This window comes from Chlamydophila parapsittaci (assembly GCF_006385615.1).
GTDB lineage: Bacteria > Chlamydiota > Chlamydiia > Chlamydiales > Chlamydiaceae > Chlamydia > Chlamydia psittaci.
Genome location: NZ_CP041038.1, coordinates 727852 through 752211 on the forward strand (window position 1 = coordinate 727852; position 24360 = coordinate 752211).

Genomic DNA, 24360 nt, shown 5'->3' on the forward strand with positions numbered 1-24360 from the left:
CACTTTAATTAAGGTGCTTTTATGTTATAATTGGGGCTTAAAATCTTTATTTTGCTAAAAAAACCTTTTAATTTTAGGGAGGTGAATATGGCATCTGTAACTCCACAAGTGGCTGCTCTTGCTATGGGAGGCCGAAATGTGTTTATGCAAACAGCAATGCAAAGAACTGGCAGAGGTGCAGCTGGTAATTGCGTAAAACTATTTTTTACTAGAGGAGATAATCATTTAGCTCGTTTTGTTGGCAGTACTAAAAATTTAGATAAAGCCTTTAAATTCGTTAAATCAGTTTCTGAATTTAGTTGTGGCGTTATTGAGAGTTCAGGAACTACCGGAGCTTCTCTTGAGATAGCTAAAAATGTTGCTGGAACTTTAAGTACAACAAGATCTGTTGTGGCTTTAAGTAACGTGTTTAACGGTGCAATCCCCGGTTGTGTTAACTCTTCAAAGAATTGCTTCGCACACGTCAAAAAATGTTTCACTGCAGAATCTCAATACGATCTTGGCAGCGCCGAGAAAGGATTGCCTTATAACAAAATCTACCTGACTAAGGGCGATCATGCATTAGCCGCGGTTAAAGAGGGATGTTCTGCAATCGGTGCAGCTACATATGTTGCAACATTCGGCGTATGCCGTCCGGTTATGTTAGCAAACAAGCTCGCACATAAATCTTTCCTTCCTAAGGAAGTGAAAGCAGGATTTGGCGATGCCGTAACCTACATGATGACAGCTAACCACGCTGCTAGCGTTATCGGGGGAGCTGCTTCCTTAATGTATGAAAACCGTGCATATCAACGTGCTTCTGCGGGATTAGAAGATGCTAGAGTCAACGAGACTTTGAATTCCGATGTTTATAATCAAGTGTCTAGAGAATTAAGAGAGTCGCATCTTGCGGTTGTTAAAAAAGCTATACTATCGATTTTAGAAAAAGCATTTGAATTAATAGCCGATATCGTCAAATTAATTCCTTTCCCAAGCACCGCTTCAGTTCGATTGGCCGTAACATCAGGAGCTGTTGCCATTTCTAGTGGTATCGGTCTCTACAATGCATGGGCTCATTCGTAAGAAAAAGATTTGTCAATTCTGGCAATATTGTAAATCGCTTCTAGAAAACCTAGAAGCGATTTTTTTATTTATTAGCAAACTAAGATTTTATAAGAACTTTTTATCTTTCTCTCATTAAGGCATTCCCGTTTTTTCTTATTGTAAAAATCTTCTCCCTCTGATAACCTGTCCCTTTATTTTCTTAAGGAAAAGGCTCCTTTTCTTTTTAGGGAATTCTACGAACAAAAATGCTATAACGATTTGCCTGGTTGCTCTCGCTTGAGCGCGAACAACCATTGTATTAGTGGGTAATTATATATGCGATCTCAGCTTAGCTTAATGGGAAAAAAGGAAGGCATGATTCATGTCTTCGACAAAGATGGAAATCTAGTTGCGTGTTCAGTAATTAGCATGAGTTCCAATGTTGTTACTCAGATAAAAGTTGATTCAACAGATGGTTACAACGCTATTCAAATGGGCGCCAATGAAATCAATGTCCCAGAAAAAACATTGCAAAAACGTGTGAATAAACCTAGTCTCGGACATTTTAAAAAGTCCGGTTCTCGTGTTTTTCGTTCGTTGAAGGAAGTTCGTCTTTCGGAAGAAGCTGTTAATGAAGTTTCTTTAGGAAGCGAGTTTGGTTTGGAAGTCTTTGAAAGTGTTTCTTCCGTAGATATTAGCGGTGTTTCTAAAGGTAAAGGATTTCAAGGGGTCATGAAAAGATTCGGATTCCGTGGAGGTCCTCAAAGTCACGGCTCAGGATTCCATCGTCATGCCGGTTCTATAGGAATGCGATCAACTCCTGGACGATGCTTTCCAGGAAGTAAGCGTCCTAGCCATATGGGTACTGTGAACGTAACCGTTAAGAATTTAGAAGTGATAAAAGTAGATTTAGAGAAAAAAGTTTTGCTAGTGAAGGGAGCAATTCCTGGTCCTAGAGGTTCTGTTGTTGTCGTCAGACGTTCTTCCAGAGCAAAAGGGTAATGCAGAAGAGGTCCTAATGGTTTTATTATCAAAGTTTGATTTTTTTGGGAATAAGGCAGGAGAGGTAGAATTGCCAGATTCCTTTTTTGCTCAGGAAGGAAGTGGACTTCAGTTAGTGAAGGACTATCTTGTGGCGATTCGTGCTAACAAGAGACAGTGGTCCGCATGTACGAGAAATCGTTCAGAAGTAAGCCATTCTACTAAAAAGCCTTTTAGACAAAAAGGTACGGGAAATGCTCGTCAAGGGTGTTTAGCGTCTCCTCAGTTTCGAGGAGGGGGCATTGTTTTCGGCCCCAAGCCTAAATTTGATCAACACGTTCGTATTAATAGAAAAGAGAAAAGAGCAGCAATTCGTTTATTGCTATCTCAAAAGATTCAAACGAATCGTTTGATTGTAGCTGATGACAGTGTGTTCACAAACAGTTTAACTTCTCCAAAGACAAAAGAAGCTTTGAGATTTTTAAAATCCTGTAATGTGGAATGTCGCGGGGTGCTTTTCATCGATGATTTAGAGCACGCTCAAAATAACGAAAGTTTAAGACTAAGCTTGCGTAATTTGCCTGCTGTGCGCGGTTTTACGTATGGAATGAATATCAATGGATATGACCTAGTCTCTGCCCGCAATATAGTGATTTCCGAAAAGGCTCTTAATAGACTCTCCGGGCATCTTATTTCTGGAATGAAAGATTAAAAGGGAATTTTAGGACATGAAAGATCCTTATGATGTAATCAAACGGCATTATGTAACCGAGAAGGCTAAAACACTAGAAGGTTTGAGCCTTGGGAATGGTGAGGGCAAAAAGAAAGGTAGCTATTGTAAGCATCCGAAATATACGTTTATCGTAGATTGTAACGCTATTAAGCCTTTAATTGCTCAAGCTTTGGAATCTATTTATGCGGATAAAAAAGTAAAAGTTAAAAGTGTAAACACGATATGTGTGAAGCCTCAGCCAGCCCGAATGTTTCGCGGAAAGCGAAAAGGAAAGACTGCTGGATTTAAGAAGGCAGTTGTGACCTTCTATGAAGGCCATTCTATCGGGTAATCTATTAGAGGGAAGAAAAACATGTTTAAAAAGTTTAAGCCAGTAACTCCAGGGACTAGACAGTTGGTTCTTCCGGCTTTTGATGAACTGACCACACAGGGAGAGTTGTCAGGGAAAAAAACTAGAAAAAGCGTTCGACCAAATAAGAAGCTTTCATTTTTCAAAAAGAGTTCTGGCGGTCGTGATAATTTAGGTCACATTTCCTGTCGTCATCGTGGTGGAGGAGCTAAGCGCCTGTATCGAGTTATCGACTTTAAGCGCAATAAAGATGGTATTGAAGCTAAGGTAGTTTCTGTTGAGTACGATCCAAATCGTTCTGCCTACATTGCTTTATTGAGTTATGCTGATGGAGAAAAACGTTACATACTTGCTCCAAAAGGCATAAAAAGAGGAGATCTAGTGATCTCAGGAGAAGGCAGCCCTTTCAAATTGGGTTGTTGCATGACTTTAAAAAGCATGCCTTTAGGGTCAACTGTTCATAATATTGAGATGCGACCCCATTCTGGAGGGAAATTAGTAAGATCTGCAGGTTTAGCTGCTCAGGTTATTGCTAAAACTCCAGGATATGTTACATTGAAAATGCCTTCAGGCGAATTTCGCATGTTAAATGAAGGTTGTAGAGCCACTATTGGCGAAGTTTCTAATTCAGATCACAACTTATGTGTTGATGGTAAAGCAGGAAGAAAACGTTGGAAAGGTATTCGTCCAACTGTTCGCGGTACTGCTATGAACCCTGTTGATCACCCTCATGGAGGTGGTGAAGGCCGTCATAATGGTTACATTCCTCGTACTCCTTGGGGTAAAGTCACGAAAGGATTAAAAACTCGTGATAAGCGTAAAAGCAATAAGTGGATAGTTAAAGATCGTAGGAAATAGGGATTATGAGTAGATCGTTAAGAAAGGGTCCTTTTGTTGATCACAGCCTGATAAAAAAAGTACGTGCTATGAACTTATTGGAGAAAAAAACTCCAATTAAAACCTGGTCTCGTCGTTCTATGATTACCCCTGAAATGATAGGCCACACATTTGAAGTTCATAACGGGAAAAAGTTTCTAACAGTTTTTGTTTCGGAAACTATGGTAGGGCACAAGTTGGGAGAATTCTCTCCAACAAGAATATTTAAAAGTCATCCCGTGAAGAAAGGGTAAGTCTAAAGGAGACAAGTCATGTTTAAAGCGACCGCCCGCTACATACGGGTTCAGCCTCGCAAAGCCCGACTAGCCGCTGGGCTTATGAGAAATTTAAGTGTTACGGAAGCTCAGCAGCAGTTGAGTTTTTCTCAGTTGAAAGCTGGAAGATGTCTAAAGAAAGTTTTGGATAGCGCTGTAGCTAATGCTGAGCTTCATGACAATGTAAAACGTGAACAATTAAACGTTATCGAAGTCAGAGTGGATGCAGGCCCTGTATATAAGCGAGCTAAATCAAAAAGTCGGGGAGGACGATCCCCAATTTTAAAACGCACTAGTCACTTAACTGTTGTTGTTGGTGAGAAGGAGCGGTAGGAGAAGTTATGGGTCAGAAAGGATGTCCAATCGGTTTTCGTACAGGTGTTACCAAGAAGTGGCGCTCTCTTTGGTACGGAAACAAACAAGAGTTTGGTAAATTTCTTATTGAAGATGTGAAAATTCGAGAATTCTTAAGAAAAAAACCTTCTTGTCAAGGGGCTGCGGGCTTTGTTGTGAGACGTATGAGCGGTAAGATTGAAGTTACAATCCAGACAGCTCGTCCAGGACTAGTTATCGGGAAAAAAGGCGCTGAAGTAGATCTTCTAAAAGAAGAGCTAAGAAAGCTTACTGGTAAAGAAGTTTGGGTAGAAATCGCAGAAATTAAGCGTCCCGAATTAAATGCAAAGTTAGTTGCAGACAATATTGCTAAACAAATTGAACGCCGTGTTTCTTTCCGACGTGCAATGAAAAAAGCTATGCAGTCTGTTATGGATGCAGGAGCTGTAGGTGTTAAAATACAGGTTTCTGGAAGATTAGCAGGAGCTGAAATTGCTCGTTCTGAATGGTATAAAAACGGTCGTGTTCCTCTACATACGTTGAGAGCTGATATTGATTACGCCACAGCATCTGCAGCAACTACTTACGGAATTATCGGCGTAAAAGTTTGGATTAATCTTGGGGAAAAAGTCTCTACAGCTAGTTCCAATGTTGGTGCTGCTGCTCCAGTTGTACAGTAGCTGTAAATAAGAGAGTGTGAATTATTATGTTGATGCCTAAACGAACAAAATTTCGCAAACAGCAAAAAGGTCAATTTGCAGGCCTAAGCAAGGGGGCTACTTTTGTTGACTTTGGCGAATTTGGAATGCAGACCTTAGAAAGAGGATGGGTAACTAGTCGGCAAATAGAAGCTTGCAGGGTTGCTATCAATAGACATTTAAAACGTAGGGGAAAAGTTTGGATTCGTATTTTCCCAGATAAAAGCGTAACTAAAAAGCCTGCAGAAACTCGTATGGGTAAAGGTAAAGGTGCCCCAGATCATTGGGTAGCAGTAGTTCGCCCAGGGAGAATTCTTTTTGAAGTGGCTAATGTTTCAAGAGAAGATGCTCAAGACGCTTTAAGAAGAGCTGCAGCAAAATTGGGAATAAGAACACGTTTTGTTAAGCGGGTTGAAAGGGTATAAGTTTATATGTCAGTAAAGAAGAATTTATTAGCTGAGCTTAGACAGAAAAGTCTATCTGAGTTGGACGCGTTTATCCATGAAAATAAGAAAGCTCTTTTTTCTTTAAGAGCTGAAGCCGCTTTGCAAAATAAAGCAGTAAAGACGCACTTGTTCTCTATGTATAAGAAAACCATAGCTCGATCTATGACGGTCAAACAAGAAAAAGAAGGAAAAGTCGATGGCTAGTGAAGTAAGAGGCCTTAGAAAAACCAAAATTGGTGTTGTTGTCTCGTCAAAAATGGATAAAACCGTAGTTGTTCGAGTTGAAAGGATATATTCTCATCCTCAGTATGCCAAAGTTGTTAGAGACTCTAAGAAGTTTTATGCTCATGATGGTCTGGGTGTTTCTGAAGGCGATAAAGTGAAAATTCAAGAAACACGACCTCTGTCTAAATTAAAAAGATGGCGTGTTGTTGAGCGTGTAAGTTAGTTTGGTAGATTAGCAACATTGGGTAGATGCAGTTATGATTCAGCAAGAAAGTCAGTTAAAAGTTGCCGATAATACTGGGGCTAAAAGAGTAAAGTGTTTTAAAGTTTTAGGCGGTTCTCGAAGACGTTACGCTACAGTGGGTGATGTCATTGTATGTTCTGTTAGAGATGTTGAGCCTGACAGCTCTGTAAAAAAGGGTGATGTGGTTAAAGCTGTAATAGTTAGGACACGCCGCAATATTCTTAGAAAAGATGGTTCTTCTTTGAAATTCGATACTAATAGCTGTGTAATTATCGATGATAAAGGAAATCCCAAAGGAACACGAATTTTTGGTCCGATAGCTCGAGAAATCCGCGATCGTGGCTTTGTGAAAATTAGTTCTTTGGCCCCTGAGGTGATTTAAGGATAAGAAAAGATATGAAAAGACGTAGTGTTTGTGTTGGCGACACTGTTTATGTGCTAGCCGGGAACGACAAAGGCAAACAAGGTAAAGTTTTATCTTGTCTCAGAGAAAAAAATAAAGTGGTCGTTGAAGGAGTCAACGTTCGTACGAAAAATATCAAGCGTAGTCAAGAAAATCCAAAAGGTAAAAGGATTAGTATTGAAGCTCCGATACATATTTCTAACATTCGTTTAAGTATAGACGGAGCTCCAGCAAAACTTTCTGTCAAAGTTACTGAGAATGGACGAGAGTTATGGAATAAATCTCCTGATGGTACCTCCAAACTATATCGTTCTGTGAAAGAGAGAAAAGGTTAATATGAGCAGGTTAAAAAAACTATATACCGAAAAGATCCGAAAGACCCTCCAAGAAAAGTTTGGATATAGCAATACCATGCAAATCCCTGTTCTTAAAAAAATTGTAATAAGCATGGGTCTTGCAGAAGCTGCTAAAGATAAAAATCTTTTCCAAGCTCACTTAGAAGAACTTTCTATGATTTCTGGACAAAAACCTTTGGTGACAAAGGCTAGAAATTCTATCGCCGGCTTCAAGCTTCGTGAAGGACAAGGCATAGGAGCAAAAGTAACACTACGTGGCCAACGTATGTACGATTTTATGGATCGTTTTTGTCACATTGTCTCTCCTAGAATTCGCGACTTTCGTGGTTTCTCAAGTAAAGGAGATGGACGCGGATGTTATTCATTAGGACTGGACGATCAACAGATTTTCCCTGAAGTGGATTTAGATCGCGTTAAGAGAACCCAAGGAATGAATATTACCTGGGTAACTACAGCAAAAACAGATGTAGAATGCACCACTCTTTTAGAGTTGATGGGTTTGCGCTTTAAGAAGGCTCAATAGGGGAGATATAAGATCAGTATGGGCATGACAAGTGATACTATAGCCGATTTATTAACAAGAATCCGAAATGCTTTGAAGGCAGAGCATTTATACGTAGATTTAGAACACAGCAAAATGCGTGAAGCAATTGTAAAAATTCTGAAACAACACGGATTTTTAGCACATTATTTGGTAAAAGAAGAGCATCGTAAACGTACAATGCGTATTTTTTTACAATATACTAATGACCGTAAGCCTGTGATACGCCAATTAAAGCGGGTTTCTAAGCCCTCTAGAAGGGTTTATGTCCCTGCAGCGAAAATTCCTTATATTTTCGGAAATATGGGTATTTCCGTTCTTTCCACATCGCAAGGAGTTTTGGACGGGTCAACAGCTCGGGCTAAAAATATTGGTGGTGAACTACTCTGTTTAGTTTGGTAACAGGATAAAAGAATTTATAGGACGGTAAGGAATGTCTCGTAAAGCTCGAGACCCTATTGTGCTCCCTCAAGGAGTAGAGGTCTCCATTCAAAATAATGAAATCTTAGTAAAAGGTCCTAAGGGCTCTTTAAAACAGGTATTGGCTCCAGAAGTACTCATCGACATAAAAGGTAAGGAGATTTTTGTTCACCCTGCCCCTCATGTGGTTGACAGGCCAAGTCGCATGCAAGGTTTATTTTGGGCATTAATTTCCAATATGGTTCAAGGAGTTAGTGTAGGATTCGAGAAACGTTTGGAAATGATTGGGGTTGGCTTTAGAGCTTCCGTTCAGGGATCTATTTTAGATTTGTCTATAGGGGTTTCTCATCCGACGAAGATTCCTATTCCTTCAGATATTCAAGTTAGTGTTGAGAAGAATACTATAATATCTGTGAAGGGGATAAATAAACAGCTAGTTGGGGAATTCGCTGCTAATATCCGTGCTAAACGTAAACCTGAACCCTATAAAGGTAAGGGTATCCGCTATGAAAACGAGTATGTCCGTCGTAAGGCTGGAAAAGCGGCAAAAACAGGTAAAAAATAGTATAGCAAGGCAGAGTTAAGTTATGGAAAATTCGTTATTCAAGAAGTCTGAAAAAAAGATTTGTAGGGCTTTAAGAGTGCGTAAAGTCTTGAGAGGCTCTTCTTCGAAGCCTCGCTTGTCTGTTGTGAAAACTAACAAGCATATCTATGTACAATTAATTGATGACTCTATTGGCAAAACTTTGGCTTCTGTCTCAACTATAGCCAAATCAAGTAAGGCTTCCGGATTAGTTAAAAAGAATCAAGGCGTTGCTAAAGCGTTAGGAGTTCAAATTGCCGAGATGGGAAAAAGTCTTCAAGTAGATCGAGTTGTTTTCGATCGCGGCCCTTTCAAGTATCATGGAATTATTGCCATGGTTGCTGACGGTGCTAGGGAAGGCGGGTTACAGTTTTAATGAAGGTTTAAAGAGATGACGTTATCAAAGAATTCTCACAAAGAAGATCAGCTAGAGGAGAAAGTTCTTGTTGTCAATCGTTGTTCAAAAGTAGTCAAGGGCGGTCGTAAGTTTAGTTTTTCCGCGCTTATTTTGGTGGGTGACGGTAAAGGACGCTTGGGCTACGGTTTTGCCAAAGCTAATGAGTTAACAGATGCTATCCGTAAAGGCGGAGAAGCTGCTAGAAAAAATCTAATCACCATTGAATCTTTGGAAGGTGACTCTATTCCTCATGAAGTTCTAGTTGATCAGGACGGAGCTCAATTGCTTTTGAAGCCTGCTAAGCCAGGAACTGGAATTGTTGCAGGTTCTAGAATTCGTTTGATTTTGGAAATGGCTGGGGTTAAAAATATTGTTGCTAAAAGTTTGGGCTCAAATAACCCTATGAACCAAGTAAAGGCTGCTTTTAAAGCTCTCTTGAGTCTTTCTAGCAGGAAAGACGTTTTAACAAGGAGAAAAGTGACACATGATTAAATTAGAATCGTTACAAGATCCTTCACCGCGTAAGAGAGGAACAAAACTATTAGGTCGTGGGCCTAGTTCTGGTCATGGTAAGACAAGTTGCCGAGGCCATAAAGGTGACGGAAGCCGTTCTGGTTATAAACGTCGCTTTGGTTATGAAGGGGGCGGAGTTCCTCTTTATAGAAGAGTCCCTACGAGAGGATTTTCTCATGCACGTTTTGATAAATGTGTAGAAGAAATCACGACTCAACGTTTGAACGTTTTGTTCAACGAGGGAGAAGAAATTACCTTGGAAGCTTTGAAACAGAAAAAAGCCATAGATAAGCATGCGATTAGAGTAAAAGTGATCGTTAAAGGCGAATTAGAAAAAACGTTTATCTGGAAGGACGCTAATGTAGTATTGTCTCAAGGAGTACGAAACCTTATTGGTGTTGCTTAAAGATAAGAATTTTCAGGCCCGACTATGACAACTTTACGACAGATATTTTCCATTGCTGAGTTAAGGCAAAAGTTATTTTTTACATTTGCTTTGCTTGCGGCCTGCCGGATTGGCGTGTTCATTCCTGTTCCAGGAATTAACGGAGAACGTGCTGTAGCCTATTTCAAACAATTACTAGGCTCTAGCCAGAATTTATTTCAGTTAGCTGATATTTTTTCTGGAGGAGCCTTTGCTCAAATGACGGTTATTGCATTAGGTGTAGTCCCCTACATTTCAGCGTCTATTATAGTGCAACTTCTCTTAGTATTTATGCCATCTATACAGAGGGAAATGAGGGAAAGCCCTGATCAAGGCAAAAGAAAGATAGGTAGATTAACTCGTTTATTTACAGTTGGCTTAGCATTTATACAATCACTACTTTTCGCTAAGTTTGCTTTAAAAATGAACATGGCGATTCCTGGTATTGTTCTTCCAACTTTGTTGTCATCTAAGTTATTCGGAGCTCCTTGGATATTCTATTTGACAACAGTTATTGTTATGACAACAGGAACGTTGTTGCTCATGTGGATAGGCGAACAGATTTCTGATAAGGGTATTGGGAATGGTGTTAGCTTAATTATTAGCCTTGGAATTTTAGCTTCGTTTCCATCTGTTTTGGGATCCATAGTCAATAAGCTAAACCTTGGTTCGCAAGATCCTTCTCAATTAGGTTTATTCTCACTCTTGTTGCTGTGCTTGATTTTTGTATTTGTTCTTGTCACAACGATATTGATTATAGAAGGTGTGAGAAAAATTCCCGTGCAATACGCACGTAGAGTAATTGGTAGGAGAGAAATCCCTGGAGGAGGGTCCTATTTGCCGTTAAAGGTCAACTATGCAGGCGTTATACCTGTTATCTTTGCTTCGTCTTTGCTAATGTTTCCTGCGACTATAGGACAATTCATGTCTTCGGATTCTTCGTGGCTTAAGCGAGTCGCTATGATGTTATCCCCAGGTAGCTGGGTGTATTCTTCATGTTACGTTCTGCTTATAATATTCTTTACGTATTTTTGGACGGCAACACAGTTCCATCCAGAACAAATTGCTTCCGAAATGAAAAAGAATAATGCCTTTATTCCTGGAATTCGACAAGGGAAGCCTACACAAACGTATTTGGAATATACCATGAACCGCGTTACTTTATTAGGAGCAGTGTTCTTAGCTGTTATTGCCATTTTGCCATCTATTTTGGGACGCGTTCTTAATGTAGATACTAATGTGAGTTATTTTTTGGGCGGTACAGCAATGTTGATCGTGGTTGGTGTGGTTTTGGATACGATGAAACAAGTGGATGCCTTTTTACTTATGCGTCGGTACGATAGTTTTTTGAAAAAAGATCGTTCCAAAGGAAGGCATTGAAAAATAACAATTTTTGACCTAAGATGCTTATACTACTTTAAGGGAGGCCCTGCGTATGCCACGCATCATTGGAATTGATATTCCTGCGAAGAAAAAACTAAAAATAAGTCTTACATATATTTATGGGATAGGGCCAGCTCTTTCTGAAGAGATTATTGCAAAGTTGCAATTAAATCCTGAAGCTAGGGCTGCTGAATTGACGGAGGAGGAAATAGGCCGCCTCAATTCTCTCCTGCAATCAGATTATGTAGTTGAAGGGGACTTGCGACGTCGTGTGCAGTCAGACATTAAAAGATTGATCTCTATTCACGCTTATCGTGGGCAAAGACATCGTCTTTCATTGCCTGTAAGAGGACAGAGAACGAAAACAAATTCTCGCACGCGTAAAGGTAAGCGTAAAACGGTCGCAGGTAAGAAGAAATAATTTTTTTAGGAGAACGTGTTTTGGTTAAACATCAAGCGCAGAAAAAAGGCGTAAAAAGAAAACAGTTAAAGAATATTCCTTCAGGCGTTGTTCATGTTAAGGCTACCTTCAACAATACGATTGTGTCTATAACAGATCCTGCAGGGAATACTATCTCTTGGGCTTCAGCTGGAAAAGTTGGATATTCCGGATCTCGTAAGTCGTCTGCTTTTGCTGCAACGGTGGCCGCACAAGACGCTGCAAAAATTGCTATGAATTCTGGCCTCAAGGAAGTCGAAGTGTGTTTAAAAGGCACCGGAGCTGGTAGAGAATCTGCAGTCCGCGCTCTCATAGCCGCTGGTTTAGTTGTTTCTGTCATCCGTGACGAAACTCCTGTTCCTCACAATGGTTGTCGGCCAAGAAAAAGGCGCAGAGTGTAGTTTTAGGGGAGGAGAAAGGGATGTCGGATTGTTCACAAAATTTACTTTACGATAAATTTGAATTGCCAGAGTCAGTCAAAATGATGGCTGTAGAAGGTAGCGGGGGATCGGTTGATAAGCAGGCGAGTTTTATAGCAGAGCCTTTAGAAAGAGGTATGGGTCATACTTTAGGTAATGCTTTGAGAAGAGCTTTGCTCATAGGCTTGGAAGCTCCTGCAATTATTTCTTTCTCTATGACTGGTGTGCTTCATGAGTACATGGCAATTAACGGAATTATAGAAGATGTAACAAATATCATCTTGAATTTGAAAGGAGCTTTATTAAAGAAATATCCTTTCCAAGACAGTGAAAATGGTCGTTGTACTCAATTATTAAAGTCTAAAGTTTCTATAGACGCCTCTGATTTGGCTGCCTGTGGTGGTCAAAAGGCTGTTACATTGGCTGATTTGTTGCAAGAAGGTGGGTTTGAATCCGTTAACCCCGATCACGTGATTTTCACTGTGACACAGCCTATGCAACTAGATATTACTTTGAGAGTTGCTTTTGGCAGAGGTTATACTACATCTGAAAGAATTGTTCTTGAAGATAAGGGTGTAAATGAAATTGTTTTAGATGCAGCTTTCTCACCCGTCGTCTTGGTTAATTACTTTGTAGAAGATACTCGTGTAGGTCAAGATACAGATTTCGATCGTTTGATTTTGCATGTAGAAACAGATGGTAGAGTATCTCCTAAAGAAGCTTTAGCCTTTTCTACACAAATTTTAACAAAACATTTCTCCATTTTTGAAAAAATGGATGAGAAGAAGATAGTCTTTGAAGAAGCCATTTCTATCGAAAAAGAAAACAAAGACGATATTCTTCATAAGTTAGTTTTAGGTATTAATGAGATCGAACTATCTGTAAGATCCACAAATTGTTTGTCTAATGCAAACATTGAAACCATAGGTGAGTTGGTTATTATGCCAGAACCTCGCTTGCTACAGTTCAGAAACTTTGGTAAAAAGTCTCTTTGTGAGATTAAGAACAAGTTAAAAGAAATGAAGTTAGAATTGGGAATGGATCTTAGCCAGTTCGGCGTTGGTTTAGACAACGTAAAAGAAAAAATGAAGTGGTATGCCGATAAGATTCGGTCTAAAAACGGTAAGGGATAATTAAGTATATGCAACACGCTAGAAAGAAATTTAGAGTTGGTCGTACTTCTGCGCATAATCGTTGTATGTTAGCTAACATGTTAAAATCTCTAATCCACCAAGAAAGAATAGAAACTACTTTGCCTAAAGCAAAAGAGTTACGTCGTCATGCGGATAAGATGATTACTTTGGCTAAGAAAAATACATTGGCTGCAAGACGTTTAGCTGTTGCTAGGCTAATGATTCGATACAATAAGTTGACAAGCAAAGAAGCTCGTCAAGCTAAAGGTGGTGACTTGTCGGTTTATAACGTAGACCGTAAGGTGATCAATAAGCTATTCGATGAATTAGGTTCTCGTTTTGTCTCTAGAAATGGTGGCTACACTCGTATTTTGAAAATGCAAAATAGAGTTGGTGATAATGCACGAAAGTGTATTATAGAATTTTTAGCTAATTAGACTGTTTTTTTTGTAATACTGACTACTGGGGAATAGCGATGAAGGTTGTAATTAACGGTTTTGGTCGGATAGGAAGATTGGTTTTAAGACAACTTTTGAAAAGAAATTCTTCTATCGAAGTTGTAGCTGTCAATGATCTTGTCCCGGGAGAGGCGTTAACATACCTATTTAAACACGATTCTACTCACGGCCGTTTCCCAGCAGAAGTATCTCATGAAAACGGCTGTCTTGTTGTCGATGGCCGTAAAATCCAATTGCTGGCTCAATCTGACGTTCAAAAGCTTCCTTGGAAGGATTTAGGTGTAGACGTTGTCATTGAAAGCACAGGTTTGTTCACTAAAAAAGAAGATGCAGAAAAGCATCTCGCTTCTGGTGCTAAACGTGTTTTGATTACAGCTCCTGCAAAAGGTGATGTCCCTACATTTGTAATGGGAGTAAATGAACATAAATTTGATCCTGAAAAAGATTTAGTTATTTCTAATGCTTCATGTACTACAAATTGTCTTGCTCCTTTAGCTAAGGTTTTATTGGATAGTTTTGGTATAGAAGAAGGGTTAATGACCACCGTGCACGCCGCTACAGCCACACAAAGCGTTGTAGACGGTCCTTCAAAAAAAGATTGGAGAGGCGGTAGAGGCGCTTTTCAAAATATCATTCCTGCTTCTACTGGAGCTGCGAAAGCTGTTGCTCTATGTTTGCCTGAACTCAAGAATAAATTAACTGGAATGGCGTTTCGAGTCCCTGTAGCTGATGTTTCTGTAGTTGACCTTACTGTAAGATTACAGAAATCAACCACATATGAAGAAATATGTAAGGTTGTTAAAGAAGCTTCAGAAACGCATTTAAGTGGGATTTTAGGTTATACAGATCAAGAAGTAGTTTCTTCTGATTTTATAGGATGTGAATATTCTTCTATATTTGATGCTGGCGCAGGAATAGCGTTAACTGATCGCTTTTTCAAACTAGTTGCTTGGTATGATAATGAGATAGGATATGCAACCCGCATAGTTGATTTATTAGAGTATGTAGCAAAGAACTCTAAATAAAAGGTTAAATTCGTGTATTTTACAAGAGATCCAGTTATTGAAACTGTCATTACTTCGAGGGAAGGATACAAACTGTCAATTCGCAACACTAAGCAGCTTTCTCAAGATCCTTTTGTTGTTGAAGCAGTTGAAGTGATCTCTTTAGGGAATACGTGTTTTTTCCGCAATTGTGATCACAGCAAACCTTTTATCGTTCCTGCTGGCGATTATGAAGTGATGGAAGTCCGAGATACTAAGATCAATCTTAAAGCTGTAGGTTTAGATCGTGGTATTAAAATTGCAGGGGGCCGAGAAGCTTTAATTAAATTACCTAAAGCAGCTCCTGTAGCAGTTGTGGAAGAAAACACTTCGGAAACCGTTGCAGTTGAAACTCCTCAAGAAACTCCTGCTGCACCTGCTCCTCATTCTACAACTAGAAAAGAGAAAAAGGAGCATAAAGGAGATAAATGGAAAGAGAAGAAAAAGCAAGGGCGTAAAAAAACTAATAAGGAAGTATCAGAAGTAGTAGGATCATCTCAAGAGATTATTGATACTGTTACGGAAGAACTTTGGGAAGAATCTCAGGAAAATAAATTGGGTGAGCAGAAGAAGTTTTCATTATTGCCTCCTCCAGCGAAATTAATTTCTGAGATCATTTCTCAAGCCGTCTCTGATCCTACAGCGACCTCAGCGGATTTGGATGAGTCTCTACAAGCATTAGTTACTGAAAGTTCCGACGTAATCAATGCTTTATTGTCAGGTGATCAGACAATTATTTTCCCTGAAGAAGAAATAGAGACAGCAAACGCTTGCGAACAGTCTTTGCCCTCTTCTTTCCCAACAGAAGATGAGTAACGATTCTTGAGAATATTTTTACTCGTCTTCTCTTTGAAAACCATTGATCTAGAAAGTAGCATTTGGTAAGATCCTGAGTTATATTTTTGGTTTTTTCTTTCAAGCGAAGGATTCCAGAAGTTACAATTCGAGTCTTTTCATTTATTTAGTGAATAATTGATGCGACTCTTCATTATTGCTCAGATGGTGGAATGGTAGACACTAGGGACTTAAAATCCCTTGGGCGCAAGCCCGTGCAAGTTCGAGTCTTGTTCTGAGCAACTTTTCTTTTTGTTTAGATCTTAACTCAAGTCTACGCGTTCATTTTTGCATATAAAGAAAGTGATCGGATTTTTTATCCTCACTGAATTTTTTATGACACTCTAAAGTTTTGTGTTCACACTAGGAAATATAAACTTAGATTTTTTGGATTTTTCTGATTTCTTTTTCTTGGCTGTGAAGTTGAGACAAGAACTCTATCCTGTGTTATAAGCCAGAAAAATCTAATTAATATCTTAGAGGTATCCTTTGCGGCGGCTCTTATTGGCAATTAAGCTGCATCTAACTTCTATGTGGTCTAGCAACTCCACCTGTTCTTCTTCAAATCATTACGACATATATTCGAGATCTATGCTTCTGTTGCTCTGTCGATGGAAAGATGCAGACATTATGGAATGGGAATACGCATGTACTGCTTTAGCAGACATTTGTAGCAAAATGAGTGAACAACTTCTGTCCAATAAATCAGAAGTTGAGCAAGCAGTCCTTCCTAATGAGCAAGATATGCATTCTGAATGGAAGTATCGATTTTCAGCTTTAGAGAAAGAATTTGCATCTCGAGATGAGATGAGAAGTTCTGAAATTGAGAAGTTGAAAAATGAAAACAATTGGTTACAACATCGCCTTTCTGAGAAGTTGCAACAAGTTCGTCACCAAAATGATATCATTGATGAGTTGAAACGAGATTTGGTAGAAAGTGTTCAACAAACAGAGATTAGTGAAGGACGGCGTCTCTGCTATGAACATAAAATTAAGATCCTCGAGGAACAGCTAGACAAAGTAACCTTATCTAAGATTCCTGAAACAGATATGTTTGAACAAAGGCATGCAGAATGTCCGTTACAAGAGGATCAAACTACAAAGTATCAAGAAGAAATCGCAAGGTTAAATCTCGAGCTGCAATACTACAGAAATTCTGATTCTACACATGTAGAAGCGCAAAGGGTCGTACAGATCCACGATGAATTAGTTCAGAAGAAGAAAGAGATCGCCCTGTTACAAGACCTTGTTGAAGAGCAACACTGCCATATACAGACTCTTAGTAAGCAGTTGGGGCTTGAGGATGTTTTGAATGTGTCTCATTTAAAACGGCTTCTAGGAAGAGATTTGGACTGTAATCAATGTACTCAAGAATCACAATGTGGTTCTTAGAAATCTTACGTAAGAATTTCTAGTTGTAATTATATATAACTCACATAGAATAAACTCTACACCTCCCATTAGGGGAACTTTTTAGAAGCCTGCACACGGACCTGTTTATGACGCAATTGATTATGGGGATAGATCCTGGAACCTTAGTTTCTGGGTATGCAATTATCCTTGTTGAGCAGCGTTACAAGATCCGAGCCCATAGTTATGGAGCTATTCGATTATCTTCCAAAGATTCATTAACACAACGTTATAAGCAGCTTTTCCAAACACTATCTGGAGTATTAGATAATGTCACTCCCGATGCCGTTGTACTTGAAACCCAATATGTTCATAAGAATCCTCAAAGTGCTATAAAGTTAGGCATGGGACGAGGAGTACTCGTTTTAGCTGCTGCTTTACGCGATATCCCCGTTTTTGAATATACGCCCAATGTGGCTAAGAGAGCTGTTGTAGGTAAGGGAAATGCAAGTAAACAGCAAGTGCAACTTATGGTTAGCAAGATTTTGAATATTCCTGATGTTTTAAATTCGAATTGTGAGGATATTGCAGATGCATTTGCATTAGCGATATGCCACGCGCATACTTCTGCGTATACTTGTTTGGGAGTTCGGTGATGTACGACTATATTCGTGGTGTGCTTACTTATATCAGTTCAGGAACTATGGTAATTGAAAGTCAGGGACTGGGGTTTAGTATTTTTGCTCCTGATAGATGGCTTATGGAATTGTCAAGTCAACTACACCGCGAGCTTATAGTCTATACTTATACTGTTGTTCGTGAAACTGAGCATGTTCTCTATGGATTTAATACTCGTGGAGAACGCGAGTGTTTCCGTATGTTAATTTCATTTTCAGGAGTGGGACCTAAGACAGGTTTAGCGATTTTAAATACATTTTCTCTTAGCAAATTGTGTTCTATAGCTCGTGCTGAGGATATCAAAGCTATAGCTTCTGTTCCGGGTATAGGGAAGAAAACAGCTGAGAAACTTATGGTGGATTTGAAGCAAAAGCTTGCAGACTTACTCCCTTTAGATTCGCAAATCACCGCTTCTTGGGGACCAGCAAAACCTTCTTGTATGGAAGAGGGAATACAAGCTTTAGCAGCATTAGGCTATCCAAAATCCTCAGCAGAGAGAATGATCGCCGAAGCTATGAGCGAGCTCCCGGATCATGCGTCAATAGCAGAAATTCTTCCTATTGCTCTAAAGAAGAATTTACAAGGTTTGAACAAGAGCTAGACTTTCCTGGAGATAGTGGTATAATTTCCTCCACCATTTACTACATGTTGTTTAAGGAGATTATATATACATGGAACAAACGCTATCAATTATCAAACCTGATTCTGTTAGTAAGGCTCATATTGGTGAGATTATTGCTATCTTTGAAAAATCAGGATTTCGCATAGCTGCTATGAAAATGTTGCATTTATCAGTGAAAGAAGCAGAAGGCTTTTACGCTGTTCATAAATCGCGTCCATTTTTCCAAGAGTTAGTAGATTTTATGATTTCTGGTCCTGTAGTGGTTATGGTTCTTGAAGGTGATAATGCTGTAGCTCGTAATAGAGAAATTATGGGGGCGACAAATCCTCAAGAAGCCGCTCAAGGAACTATCCGCGCTCAATTTGGTGAGTCTATAGGAATTAATGCAGTTCATGGTTCTGATAGTTTGGAAAACGCTGCTATAGAAATTAACTATTTCTTCAGCAAAGTCGAAATAGTGAATTCTGCTGCTTAGTCAGAAATAATTTTACAGTAAGATTGTGGATTTCCTGTGTGGTTTTTCTAAGATTTCTTTCAGTTCATTTTCTGAAAGAGTTTCCCAGATAAAACGACTACTTGCAGAGGTTTTTAGTTTATTGAAAAAACTTTCTTTAGTAGGGAACCACGGACGAATAGTTGTCAGAAAATCTTGGTGTAGACGTTGTTTTCTGTATGCTGGTTGCTTTTGGGGTATTGGTAAATAACGTGAGAGTTTATTTATATCCATATCCCAGAGAAATGTCGTATGGTGGACCCAACGAGATTTCTGGATATATTGAGCATTACCCGCAATTTTTTTTTCTCCCAGGGTATAATCATTCTCATGTAAGGCAAATGTCTTTGGGAAAATAGGAGCATAGATACCGTAAGACCATTGCATTAGATCTTGAGAATGCACCATATGTTGGGAGGAATTCATAATCCAAGTTACGAATAAACTGTTGTTATCGATAAATACTGTGCCGCCACCGCTGTAGCGCTTAATTATAGGTATATTATCAGATCGTAATTCGGAGATATAAAGGTCTTCACTAGGCTGCCTGGAAATGCCGAGGACCACAGCTTCCGGCGTATTAAAATTAATAATACAAAAGTTTTCTTTGGAATTGCGAAGAAGGGCTTCTTCTATTTGCAGTTGCTCAAAGATAGTTTTCCCGGACAGATTTAAGAAAATACATTTATTGGTGAGCATGTTTTTTTACAGCAACCATCAACACTTGAATATCAGCACAGGCGATTCCTGATATTCTTGATGCAGACCCTATAGTTCTTGGGGTAAATTTCGCTAGCTTTTCTCTAGCTTCTAAACTTAAAGAAGAAATACTTTGGTAGTCTATATCTTCAGGAATAATCATATTCTCTGATTTTGATAGACTATGAATCAAAGCTTTCTGACGATCTATGTATCCTGCGTACTTAATTTCCATTTCTAATGAAGCGTTAAGCGTAGAACCGTAGTCCCGAACGTCTTCAGGGAATGCTTCTTTAAGCGCGTCGTAGGATACTTCTGGACGGCATAGAGCCTTCGCTAAGGAAACAACAGAATTCCCATACTTTTTAAATGTCTTGCTTAAACGGAGTTTCTCTTCTTCTATAATTTGTTTTTGATGTTCAAAAATCTCGTAACGCTCTTTGCTTAACAATCCTAAATCATGACCGTAGTGAGACAAACGTAAGCAGGCGTTATCTTGCCTTAGAAGAAGGCGATGTTCTGCTCTTCCTGTGAACATACGGTAAGGTTCGTCCAATATTTGAGTTGTCAGGTCATCTAACATAACTCCAATATAAGATTCTTGCCGCGAAGGAACAAACGCAGGTTTTTTTAGTACTTTGTTGACTGCGTTAATCCCAGCGATCAACCCTTGAGCCGCAGCCTCTTCATATCCTGTTGTTCCATTGATCTGTCCGCATAAAAATAAGCCTTCTATTAGCTTACTTTCTAGGGTAGGGTAAATAACATTTCCATGAACATAATCATATTCAATAGCATAAGCAGGACGAGTGATGATCGCGTTTTCTAACCCACGGACTGAACGGATCATGTCGTACTGTACATCAAAAGGCATAGATGTAGACAGACCGTTTACGTAGACTTCCTGAGTATGAATTCCTTCAGGTTCTATGAAGATATGATGACGCTCTTTATCAGCAAATTTTACAATTTTATCCTCAATCGATGGACAGTATCGTGGGCCTATGCCTTCAATGCGTCCTCCATAAAGAGCTGAGCGGTGAATGTTGGCCGCAATAATCTCCTTAGTTTTTTCTGTAGTGTGGGTAATGTAACACGATACTTGAGGTAAGGGAGGGACAAACGGCTCACTTCTATGTACAAAGCCTACGCCTGGATCTCCGGGTTGTTCTTCAGTTACAGAAAAATCTATAGAGGAAGCCAGCAAACGCGGAGGCGTGCCTGTCTTTAATCTGCTGATTGGGAAACCACGTTCTTTTAATGCTAGTGATAATCCTGTTGCTGCAGGATCTCCAAGACGTCCTCCAGGGAAATTAAGATCCCCAATATGAATTAAACCACGCATAAACGTCCCGGAAGACAGAATAACTGTTTTCCCCAGGTAAGCAATGCCTTCTTTTGTTGTGACGCCTTGAATAACGTTCTCATTGTCGAGCAAAGACTCAACTGTACCTTGCATGATATGTAGGCCAGGACAGCTCTCTAATAAGCGTTTCATATGAATATGATACATTTGCTTATCAACTTGAGCTCTTGGCGCACGGACAGCAGGACCTTTGGTCTGATTCAAGATACGAAATTGTATCCCAGACTGATCAGTAACCTCTGCCATGATACCGCCCAGAGCATCGATTTCTCGCACAATATGCCCCTTCCCGATACCACCAACAGCAGGGTTACAACTTAACTTAGCAATAGTATCTAAGTTTGAAGATAGAATGAGTACGGAGGCTCCCATTTTTGCAGAACAAAATGCAGCCTCGCAACCTGCGTGCCCAGCTCCAACTACAATGACATCGTAATTAATTGGGTGAGTCCACATAAACTAGCAATTATTTATTTTTATGACGGTCTCTTCGGCGTCTTTTATTACGCTTATGTTTAGCGATTTTAAGTCTTCGTTTTTTCTTAACAGATGACATAGTCTTTTTTTATTGTTAGCGTATGAATATGTGTGTGATAAGATTTTTTCTCAATTTAGGAAAAAATCGCTAGAATGGTTGGATTCAAACTACAACCATTCCTTGGATACCTAAAGTTAATTAAGCACACTGTGTTTCTCTGTTGTACTTATCCGCAATCTCAACACACTAAGCAAATCTTAGGTTTGCGGCATCTATTTTCCTCACAGGAAACAACAGGAAAAATGTTACTACAAAGATATTTTGTGGTCCACTAACGATTTTATCCTGGCTGGCCAAAGAAATAGAACAAGTTTATTTAATATTCCTAGATTGGAATTTTTATAAAATATACTAAGCTAAAATTATAAAAACTTTTGTTTTAACCGTTAAATTCAAAAGCCGCGTAGTTTCTAAATCTTGCAAGTTCTTTTTCGAAAACTAAAGGCACAGAACCTATGGAGCCATGACGATTTTTCGCCACTATCAGTTCAGCTGTTCCAGGTTTATCATTTGGATCATAGTATTCCCTACGCAATAAGAACATAACTAAGTCGGAATCTTGTTCGATACTTCCACTTTCCCTGAGGTCACTCATCATAGGTCTGTGGTTAGTTCTGTCTTCTACTTTTCTCGATAGCTGTGATAAACAGAGAATAGGGATATTTAACTCTCTTGCCAAAGTCTTTAGCATTCTTGAAATCTCAGAGATCTCAGTTTGACGACTTTCTACAGAACGTAAAGTCCCTGATCCGGAAAGAAGCTGTAGGTAGTCAATAATCAAGAATTGAATATCGTAACTTTCTTTCATTCTTCTAGCTCGAGCACGAAGATCCGTCACTTTTAATCCGGGTTGATCATCTATAAGTAAGGTGTGTTGTTGCATTTCGTTTACAACAGAAACAATACGTTGAAAATCTTGTCCGGATAAGTCACCAACATTGATTTTTCTAGATTCTACTTCAGATCGAGAGCATATGATTCTGTGAATTAGCTGATCTACAGTCATCTCTAGAGAAAAAATTCCTATGGGAAGCTGATTTTGAAAACACATGTTTTCTGCGATATTTAAAGCAAGAGCAGTTTTCCCCATAGCAGGTCGGGCTGCAAGAATCATTAAATTCGATGGAGAAAAACCATTAATCATTTTGTCGAGATCAATGAAATGTGTAGGAATACCAGAGATAGGTAAAGCATCGCCACTTTGAGCGTATTGTTGAAAAAACTCTTGCTTCTCTTGTAGTTGTATAAGGAAAGGTTTGTCTTGAGAAGAGGTCAAACCTTGTAGTTTATCAGCAACGAGAACGTATTGCGAGAGAGAGGTTGTTTGACTGATTTTAAATAAAGCATTTTGAGCCTCATCTAAAGCAACAGCAACGTCTTTTGGTTCCTCTATAGCTTTTTTCTCTATTTCCTTAGCCGTTTGGATCATTTTTCTTAAAATCGATTTAGAAAGAATGATCTGGATATATTCTTCAATATAGGCTGCTGTTCCTGCAAAATCTGCTAAGGTGATTAGGTAGCTAGGACCTCCGATTACCGCGAGTTGATTTTTTCTTTTAAGTTCTTCTCCAGCGAGATGCACATCTATGGGTTTATCATGTTTAAAGGCATCCTGAAGAACTCGGAAAATGATTTTATGTTCAAGATAGTAAAAATCATCTTCATTAAGCTGGTTAGCTGCTAAGTTAAGGTAGTTAACTCCTGTTAACATGCAACCTAGGACAATCATTTCTGATTCTTTAGAATTAGGTGGGCTAGGTAGGGTGGGGGGAGGAGTCTTTTCTATTTGAGTTGACATGATTTTTTATGACATGATCTAAGTGCAGGCATTGTTAGAGATCAGGTTAGGATATCGAAAATATATGCTCAAGTTATAAAGGTTACGAAACCAATAAAGTTTCCGTTAAGTGTTTAGAGGAAGTGGAAAATACGCGATAGAAATTACTAGATCACTAATACTAGCTTACAATAGAATAAGCCTCTTCTTTTAGAACGGAGCTGGAGTTTATTCCGCTCTTTTCTATGAGATGTAAAAGATAAGCCAGAAACCCTGGCCTAAAAGTTAACTTGCTTTCATTAAAGATAGGAATTATTCTACTTTATTGAACAGGAGGACGGTAAGGTTTTTCACTAGGGAACTCTATATACTCCTTGATTTAAGGAAAGATGACTGAGTGGTCGAAAGTACGTCCCTGCTAAGGACGCGTACCCCTAAAGGGTACCGAGGGTTCGAATCCCTCTCTTTCCGTTTTTTTCAACAGAGTTTGTAATAAAATTGACTAGTTGCTCTTTTTCTTTAAAAATTTTCTAAAATATCAAATAGGTATCCATGTAAGGTAATCTAGCAGGTAGCCATTAAGGAAAAGAACTCTCTTCTTGCCTGTAGAGTTGGCTTATCCTATAATAAGCTCTTTTAGATTATTTATAAGATTCCTTAATAAAGATCGCGTTAGCCAAAATCATGAGACAATTTTGTAACTTACTTTCTCTATCACGTGTATGGCTAGCTCTATTCTTCTACCAAGAAAAGATTCATCTACGTCTATTAATCATTTTGGGGGCCATGGCCAGTGATGTGTTAGATGGTTATCTTGCTCGTCGCTACAAAGCTACTAGTCGCTTTGGTTCCATGTTGGATCCTCTTACTGATAAATTCTTTGTGTTTGTCTGTGTAGCTATCCTTTATTGGGAAAGATCTCTTTCTCCTGAGCACCTCCTCCTTATTTTTGCTAGAGATATATTTCTTGTCTTATTTGCAATTTACCTTTCTGTTGTTGGAGGATGGAGGGGATACGATTACCGAGCTCTCTTTTTTGGGAAGATTTTCACAGTAGTTCAATTTATTATTTTACTTGGGGTCACCGCAGGTGTGCAGATTCCTGTAATCGGGCTAGCGCCACTGATTGTCCTTGGGTTTCTGTACTTTCTAGAGAGAGTAATAGATTACCGAAAACAGTGTATTCACTAGGGGTCATGGTAATTCTTTTCTTTAAGCAAGGGAAAAAGAATCTCGAAGGAACAGCTTGTGTTTTAGGCTGTGTTTAGCTACAATGGTCCTTTACATTTTGTTGTAGTCTTTTAAATA

The 24360-nt window shown here is 39.1% G+C and carries 35 protein-coding genes and 2 tRNA genes; 33 read left to right on the top strand and 4 right to left on the bottom strand.

The features are described from left to right. The first annotated feature begins 87 nt into the window (after positions 1–87). The 31 genes from FI836_RS03175 (at position 88) to ndk (ending at position 18654) form a co-directional block, all read left to right on the top strand. Positions 88–1062, top strand: coding sequence for a CT529 family inclusion membrane protein (locus FI836_RS03175; RefSeq protein WP_139934573.1), 975 nt, complete (start codon positions 88–90; stop codon positions 1060–1062). 297 nt (positions 1063–1359) lie between these two features. Continuing rightward, positions 1360–2025 (top strand): 50S ribosomal protein L3, encoded by a 666-nt coding sequence (rplC, locus tag FI836_RS03180; protein ID WP_013462586.1) that lies wholly within the window; start codon positions 1360–1362, stop codon positions 2023–2025. Positions 2026–2041: 16 nt separating this feature from the next. Next, positions 2042–2716, top strand: coding sequence for a 50S ribosomal protein L4 (gene rplD / locus FI836_RS03185; RefSeq protein WP_006342769.1), 675 nt, complete (start codon positions 2042–2044; stop codon positions 2714–2716). 16 nt (positions 2717–2732) lie between these two features. Beyond that, complete coding sequence (locus FI836_RS03190; RefSeq protein WP_014943646.1) at positions 2733–3068, top strand: 50S ribosomal protein L23; 336 nt, start codon at positions 2733–2735, stop codon at positions 3066–3068. Between the two features lie 21 nt (positions 3069–3089). Next, positions 3090–3944 carry a 50S ribosomal protein L2 gene (rplB, locus tag FI836_RS03195; RefSeq protein WP_014943647.1) on the top strand — a complete coding sequence of 285 codons (855 nt, stop codon included), beginning with the start codon at positions 3090–3092 and terminating at the stop codon, positions 3942–3944. A gap of 5 nt (positions 3945–3949) precedes the next feature. Then, positions 3950–4216 (top strand): 30S ribosomal protein S19, encoded by a 267-nt coding sequence (rpsS, locus tag FI836_RS03200; RefSeq protein ID WP_006342772.1) that lies wholly within the window; start codon positions 3950–3952, stop codon positions 4214–4216. An 18-nt stretch (positions 4217–4234) separates the two neighbouring features. After that, positions 4235–4570, top strand: a complete 336-nt coding sequence (gene rplV / locus FI836_RS03205) for a 50S ribosomal protein L22 (RefSeq protein WP_013462587.1) — start codon at positions 4235–4237, stop codon at positions 4568–4570. A gap of 8 nt (positions 4571–4578) precedes the next feature. Beyond that, positions 4579–5250: a 30S ribosomal protein S3 gene (gene rpsC, locus FI836_RS03210; protein ID WP_006342774.1), complete on the top strand. Its 672-nt coding sequence runs from the start codon at positions 4579–4581 to the stop codon at positions 5248–5250. A 26-nt stretch (positions 5251–5276) separates the two neighbouring features. After that, positions 5277–5693, top strand: a complete 417-nt coding sequence (gene rplP / locus FI836_RS03215) for a 50S ribosomal protein L16 (RefSeq protein ID WP_006342775.1) — start codon at positions 5277–5279, stop codon at positions 5691–5693. Between the two features lie 6 nt (positions 5694–5699). Beyond that, positions 5700–5918, top strand: coding sequence for a 50S ribosomal protein L29 (rpmC, locus tag FI836_RS03220; RefSeq protein WP_006342776.1), 219 nt, complete (start codon positions 5700–5702; stop codon positions 5916–5918). Next, positions 5911–6162 (top strand): 30S ribosomal protein S17, encoded by a 252-nt coding sequence (rpsQ, locus tag FI836_RS03225; RefSeq protein WP_006342777.1) that lies wholly within the window; start codon positions 5911–5913, stop codon positions 6160–6162. The genes rpmC and rpsQ overlap by 8 nt, the downstream gene beginning before the upstream one ends. Positions 6163–6196: 34 nt before the next feature. Beyond that, complete coding sequence (gene rplN / locus FI836_RS03230) at positions 6197–6565, top strand: 50S ribosomal protein L14 (protein ID WP_006342778.1); 369 nt, start codon at positions 6197–6199, stop codon at positions 6563–6565. A gap of 14 nt (positions 6566–6579) precedes the next feature. Continuing rightward, positions 6580–6921 (top strand): 50S ribosomal protein L24, encoded by a 342-nt coding sequence (gene rplX / locus FI836_RS03235; protein ID WP_006342779.1) that lies wholly within the window; start codon positions 6580–6582, stop codon positions 6919–6921. A gap of 1 nt (position 6922) precedes the next feature. Beyond that, entirely contained in the window at positions 6923–7465 is a 543-nt protein-coding gene (gene rplE / locus FI836_RS03240; protein ID WP_139934574.1) for a 50S ribosomal protein L5, read from the top strand. Positions 7466–7483: 18 nt separating this feature from the next. Further along, complete coding sequence (rpsH, locus tag FI836_RS03245; RefSeq protein WP_014943648.1) at positions 7484–7885, top strand: 30S ribosomal protein S8; 402 nt, start codon at positions 7484–7486, stop codon at positions 7883–7885. A gap of 31 nt (positions 7886–7916) precedes the next feature. Beyond that, a complete protein-coding gene (rplF, locus tag FI836_RS03250; protein ID WP_006342782.1) occupies positions 7917–8468 on the top strand; it encodes a 50S ribosomal protein L6 in 552 nt (183 codons plus the stop codon). Between the two features lie 22 nt (positions 8469–8490). Next, the gene (gene rplR / locus FI836_RS03255) at positions 8491–8862 is read left to right on the top strand and encodes a 50S ribosomal protein L18 (RefSeq protein ID WP_014943649.1); all 372 of its coding nucleotides are present in this window, start codon (positions 8491–8493) and stop codon (positions 8860–8862) included. Positions 8863–8877: 15 nt separating this feature from the next. Continuing rightward, entirely contained in the window at positions 8878–9375 is a 498-nt protein-coding gene (rpsE, locus tag FI836_RS03260) for a 30S ribosomal protein S5 (protein WP_006342784.1), read from the top strand. Further along, complete coding sequence (rplO, locus tag FI836_RS03265) at positions 9368–9802, top strand: 50S ribosomal protein L15 (protein ID WP_014943650.1); 435 nt, start codon at positions 9368–9370, stop codon at positions 9800–9802. The genes rpsE and rplO overlap by 8 nt, the downstream gene beginning before the upstream one ends. Positions 9803–9826: 24 nt before the next feature. Then, positions 9827–11200 (top strand): preprotein translocase subunit SecY, encoded by a 1374-nt coding sequence (gene secY, locus FI836_RS03270; protein ID WP_014943651.1) that lies wholly within the window; start codon positions 9827–9829, stop codon positions 11198–11200. Positions 11201–11255: 55 nt separating this feature from the next. Next, positions 11256–11624: a 30S ribosomal protein S13 gene (gene rpsM, locus FI836_RS03275; protein WP_006342787.1), complete on the top strand. Its 369-nt coding sequence runs from the start codon at positions 11256–11258 to the stop codon at positions 11622–11624. Between the two features lie 20 nt (positions 11625–11644). After that, positions 11645–12043, top strand: coding sequence for a 30S ribosomal protein S11 (rpsK, locus tag FI836_RS03280; RefSeq protein WP_006342788.1), 399 nt, complete (start codon positions 11645–11647; stop codon positions 12041–12043). Positions 12044–12063: 20 nt separating this feature from the next. Continuing rightward, entirely contained in the window at positions 12064–13194 is a 1131-nt protein-coding gene (locus FI836_RS03285; protein ID WP_013462588.1) for a DNA-directed RNA polymerase subunit alpha, read from the top strand. 8 nt (positions 13195–13202) lie between these two features. Beyond that, entirely contained in the window at positions 13203–13631 is a 429-nt protein-coding gene (gene rplQ / locus FI836_RS03290) for a 50S ribosomal protein L17 (RefSeq protein ID WP_006342790.1), read from the top strand. A 38-nt stretch (positions 13632–13669) separates the two neighbouring features. Then, positions 13670–14677 (top strand): type I glyceraldehyde-3-phosphate dehydrogenase, encoded by a 1008-nt coding sequence (gene gap / locus FI836_RS03295; RefSeq protein ID WP_006342791.1) that lies wholly within the window; start codon positions 13670–13672, stop codon positions 14675–14677. A gap of 12 nt (positions 14678–14689) precedes the next feature. Continuing rightward, complete coding sequence (grgA, locus tag FI836_RS03300; protein ID WP_006342792.1) at positions 14690–15511, top strand: GrgA family transcription factor; 822 nt, start codon at positions 14690–14692, stop codon at positions 15509–15511. A 177-nt stretch (positions 15512–15688) separates the two neighbouring features. Further along, a tRNA-Leu gene (locus FI836_RS03305) sits at positions 15689–15771 on the top strand. 388 nt (positions 15772–16159) lie between these two features. After that, entirely contained in the window at positions 16160–16921 is a 762-nt protein-coding gene (locus tag FI836_RS03310; protein ID WP_014943652.1) for a hypothetical protein, read from the top strand. Between the two features lie 107 nt (positions 16922–17028). After that, positions 17029–17535, top strand: a complete 507-nt coding sequence (gene ruvC / locus FI836_RS03315) for a crossover junction endodeoxyribonuclease RuvC (RefSeq protein WP_006342794.1) — start codon at positions 17029–17031, stop codon at positions 17533–17535. Then, the gene (ruvA, locus tag FI836_RS03320; protein ID WP_014943653.1) at positions 17535–18158 is read left to right on the top strand and encodes a Holliday junction branch migration protein RuvA; all 624 of its coding nucleotides are present in this window, start codon (positions 17535–17537) and stop codon (positions 18156–18158) included. Before ruvC ends, ruvA begins: the two co-directional genes overlap by 1 nt. A gap of 70 nt (positions 18159–18228) precedes the next feature. Further along, a complete protein-coding gene (ndk, locus tag FI836_RS03325; RefSeq protein WP_006342796.1) occupies positions 18229–18654 on the top strand; it encodes a nucleoside-diphosphate kinase in 426 nt (141 codons plus the stop codon). A 12-nt stretch (positions 18655–18666) separates the two neighbouring features. On the opposite strand, the gene FI836_RS03330 is transcribed toward ndk, so the two are convergent. The 4 genes from FI836_RS03330 to dnaB form a co-directional block, all read right to left on the bottom strand. Further along, positions 18667–19371 carry a lipoate--protein ligase family protein gene (locus FI836_RS03330; protein WP_006342797.1) on the bottom strand — a complete coding sequence of 235 codons (705 nt, stop codon included), beginning with the start codon at positions 19369–19371 and terminating at the stop codon, positions 18667–18669. Further along, a complete protein-coding gene (gene mnmG, locus FI836_RS03335) occupies positions 19358–21193 on the bottom strand; it encodes a tRNA uridine-5-carboxymethylaminomethyl(34) synthesis enzyme MnmG (RefSeq protein WP_006342798.1) in 1836 nt (611 codons plus the stop codon). Before mnmG ends, FI836_RS03330 begins: the two co-directional genes overlap by 14 nt. A gap of 10 nt (positions 21194–21203) precedes the next feature. After that, a complete protein-coding gene (locus FI836_RS05415; RefSeq protein WP_072667724.1) occupies positions 21204–21293 on the bottom strand; it encodes an AURKAIP1/COX24 domain-containing protein in 90 nt (29 codons plus the stop codon). 361 nt (positions 21294–21654) lie between these two features. After that, positions 21655–23073: a replicative DNA helicase gene (dnaB, locus tag FI836_RS03350; protein ID WP_006342799.1), complete on the bottom strand. Its 1419-nt coding sequence runs from the start codon at positions 23071–23073 to the stop codon at positions 21655–21657. Between the two features lie 362 nt (positions 23074–23435). Here dnaB and FI836_RS03355 point away from each other — a divergent pair. Further along, positions 23436–23523: transfer RNA gene (locus FI836_RS03355), tRNA-Ser, on the top strand. Positions 23524–23736: 213 nt separating this feature from the next. Beyond that, the gene (locus FI836_RS03360; protein ID WP_006342800.1) at positions 23737–24243 is read left to right on the top strand and encodes a CDP-alcohol phosphatidyltransferase family protein; all 507 of its coding nucleotides are present in this window, start codon (positions 23737–23739) and stop codon (positions 24241–24243) included. Positions 24244–24360 lie beyond the last annotated feature (117 nt).

Coding starts and splice junctions, on each gene's coding strand:
- FI836_RS03175 (WP_139934573.1), top strand. CDS start 88: ATGGCATCTGTAACTCCACAAGTGGCTGCTCTTGCTATGGGAGGCCGA.
- rplC (WP_013462586.1), top strand. CDS start 1,360: ATGCGATCTCAGCTTAGCTTAATGGGAAAAAAGGAAGGCATGATTCAT.
- rplD (WP_006342769.1), top strand. CDS start 2,042: ATGGTTTTATTATCAAAGTTTGATTTTTTTGGGAATAAGGCAGGAGAG.
- FI836_RS03190 (WP_014943646.1), top strand. CDS start 2,733: ATGAAAGATCCTTATGATGTAATCAAACGGCATTATGTAACCGAGAAG.
- rplB (WP_014943647.1), top strand. CDS start 3,090: ATGTTTAAAAAGTTTAAGCCAGTAACTCCAGGGACTAGACAGTTGGTT.
- rpsS (WP_006342772.1), top strand. CDS start 3,950: ATGAGTAGATCGTTAAGAAAGGGTCCTTTTGTTGATCACAGCCTGATA.
- rplV (WP_013462587.1), top strand. CDS start 4,235: ATGTTTAAAGCGACCGCCCGCTACATACGGGTTCAGCCTCGCAAAGCC.
- rpsC (WP_006342774.1), top strand. CDS start 4,579: ATGGGTCAGAAAGGATGTCCAATCGGTTTTCGTACAGGTGTTACCAAG.
- rplP (WP_006342775.1), top strand. CDS start 5,277: ATGTTGATGCCTAAACGAACAAAATTTCGCAAACAGCAAAAAGGTCAA.
- rpmC (WP_006342776.1), top strand. CDS start 5,700: ATGTCAGTAAAGAAGAATTTATTAGCTGAGCTTAGACAGAAAAGTCTA.
- rpsQ (WP_006342777.1), top strand. CDS start 5,911: ATGGCTAGTGAAGTAAGAGGCCTTAGAAAAACCAAAATTGGTGTTGTT.
- rplN (WP_006342778.1), top strand. CDS start 6,197: ATGATTCAGCAAGAAAGTCAGTTAAAAGTTGCCGATAATACTGGGGCT.
- rplX (WP_006342779.1), top strand. CDS start 6,580: ATGAAAAGACGTAGTGTTTGTGTTGGCGACACTGTTTATGTGCTAGCC.
- rplE (WP_139934574.1), top strand. CDS start 6,923: ATGAGCAGGTTAAAAAAACTATATACCGAAAAGATCCGAAAGACCCTC.
- rpsH (WP_014943648.1), top strand. CDS start 7,484: ATGGGCATGACAAGTGATACTATAGCCGATTTATTAACAAGAATCCGA.
- rplF (WP_006342782.1), top strand. CDS start 7,917: ATGTCTCGTAAAGCTCGAGACCCTATTGTGCTCCCTCAAGGAGTAGAG.
- rplR (WP_014943649.1), top strand. CDS start 8,491: ATGGAAAATTCGTTATTCAAGAAGTCTGAAAAAAAGATTTGTAGGGCT.
- rpsE (WP_006342784.1), top strand. CDS start 8,878: ATGACGTTATCAAAGAATTCTCACAAAGAAGATCAGCTAGAGGAGAAA.
- rplO (WP_014943650.1), top strand. CDS start 9,368: ATGATTAAATTAGAATCGTTACAAGATCCTTCACCGCGTAAGAGAGGA.
- secY (WP_014943651.1), top strand. CDS start 9,827: ATGACAACTTTACGACAGATATTTTCCATTGCTGAGTTAAGGCAAAAG.
- rpsM (WP_006342787.1), top strand. CDS start 11,256: ATGCCACGCATCATTGGAATTGATATTCCTGCGAAGAAAAAACTAAAA.
- FI836_RS03285 (WP_013462588.1), top strand. CDS start 12,064: ATGTCGGATTGTTCACAAAATTTACTTTACGATAAATTTGAATTGCCA.
- rplQ (WP_006342790.1), top strand. CDS start 13,203: ATGCAACACGCTAGAAAGAAATTTAGAGTTGGTCGTACTTCTGCGCAT.
- gap (WP_006342791.1), top strand. CDS start 13,670: ATGAAGGTTGTAATTAACGGTTTTGGTCGGATAGGAAGATTGGTTTTA.
- FI836_RS03310 (WP_014943652.1), top strand. CDS start 16,160: ATGGAATGGGAATACGCATGTACTGCTTTAGCAGACATTTGTAGCAAA.
- ruvC (WP_006342794.1), top strand. CDS start 17,029: ATGACGCAATTGATTATGGGGATAGATCCTGGAACCTTAGTTTCTGGG.
- ruvA (WP_014943653.1), top strand. CDS start 17,535: ATGTACGACTATATTCGTGGTGTGCTTACTTATATCAGTTCAGGAACT.
- ndk (WP_006342796.1), top strand. CDS start 18,229: ATGGAACAAACGCTATCAATTATCAAACCTGATTCTGTTAGTAAGGCT.
- FI836_RS03330 (WP_006342797.1), bottom strand. CDS start 19,371: ATGCTCACCAATAAATGTATTTTCTTAAATCTGTCCGGGAAAACTATC.
- mnmG (WP_006342798.1), bottom strand. CDS start 21,193: ATGTGGACTCACCCAATTAATTACGATGTCATTGTAGTTGGAGCTGGG.
- FI836_RS05415 (WP_072667724.1), bottom strand. CDS start 21,293: ATGTCATCTGTTAAGAAAAAACGAAGACTTAAAATCGCTAAACATAAG.
- dnaB (WP_006342799.1), bottom strand. CDS start 23,073: ATGTCAACTCAAATAGAAAAGACTCCTCCCCCCACCCTACCTAGCCCA.
- FI836_RS03360 (WP_006342800.1), top strand. CDS start 23,737: ATGAGACAATTTTGTAACTTACTTTCTCTATCACGTGTATGGCTAGCT.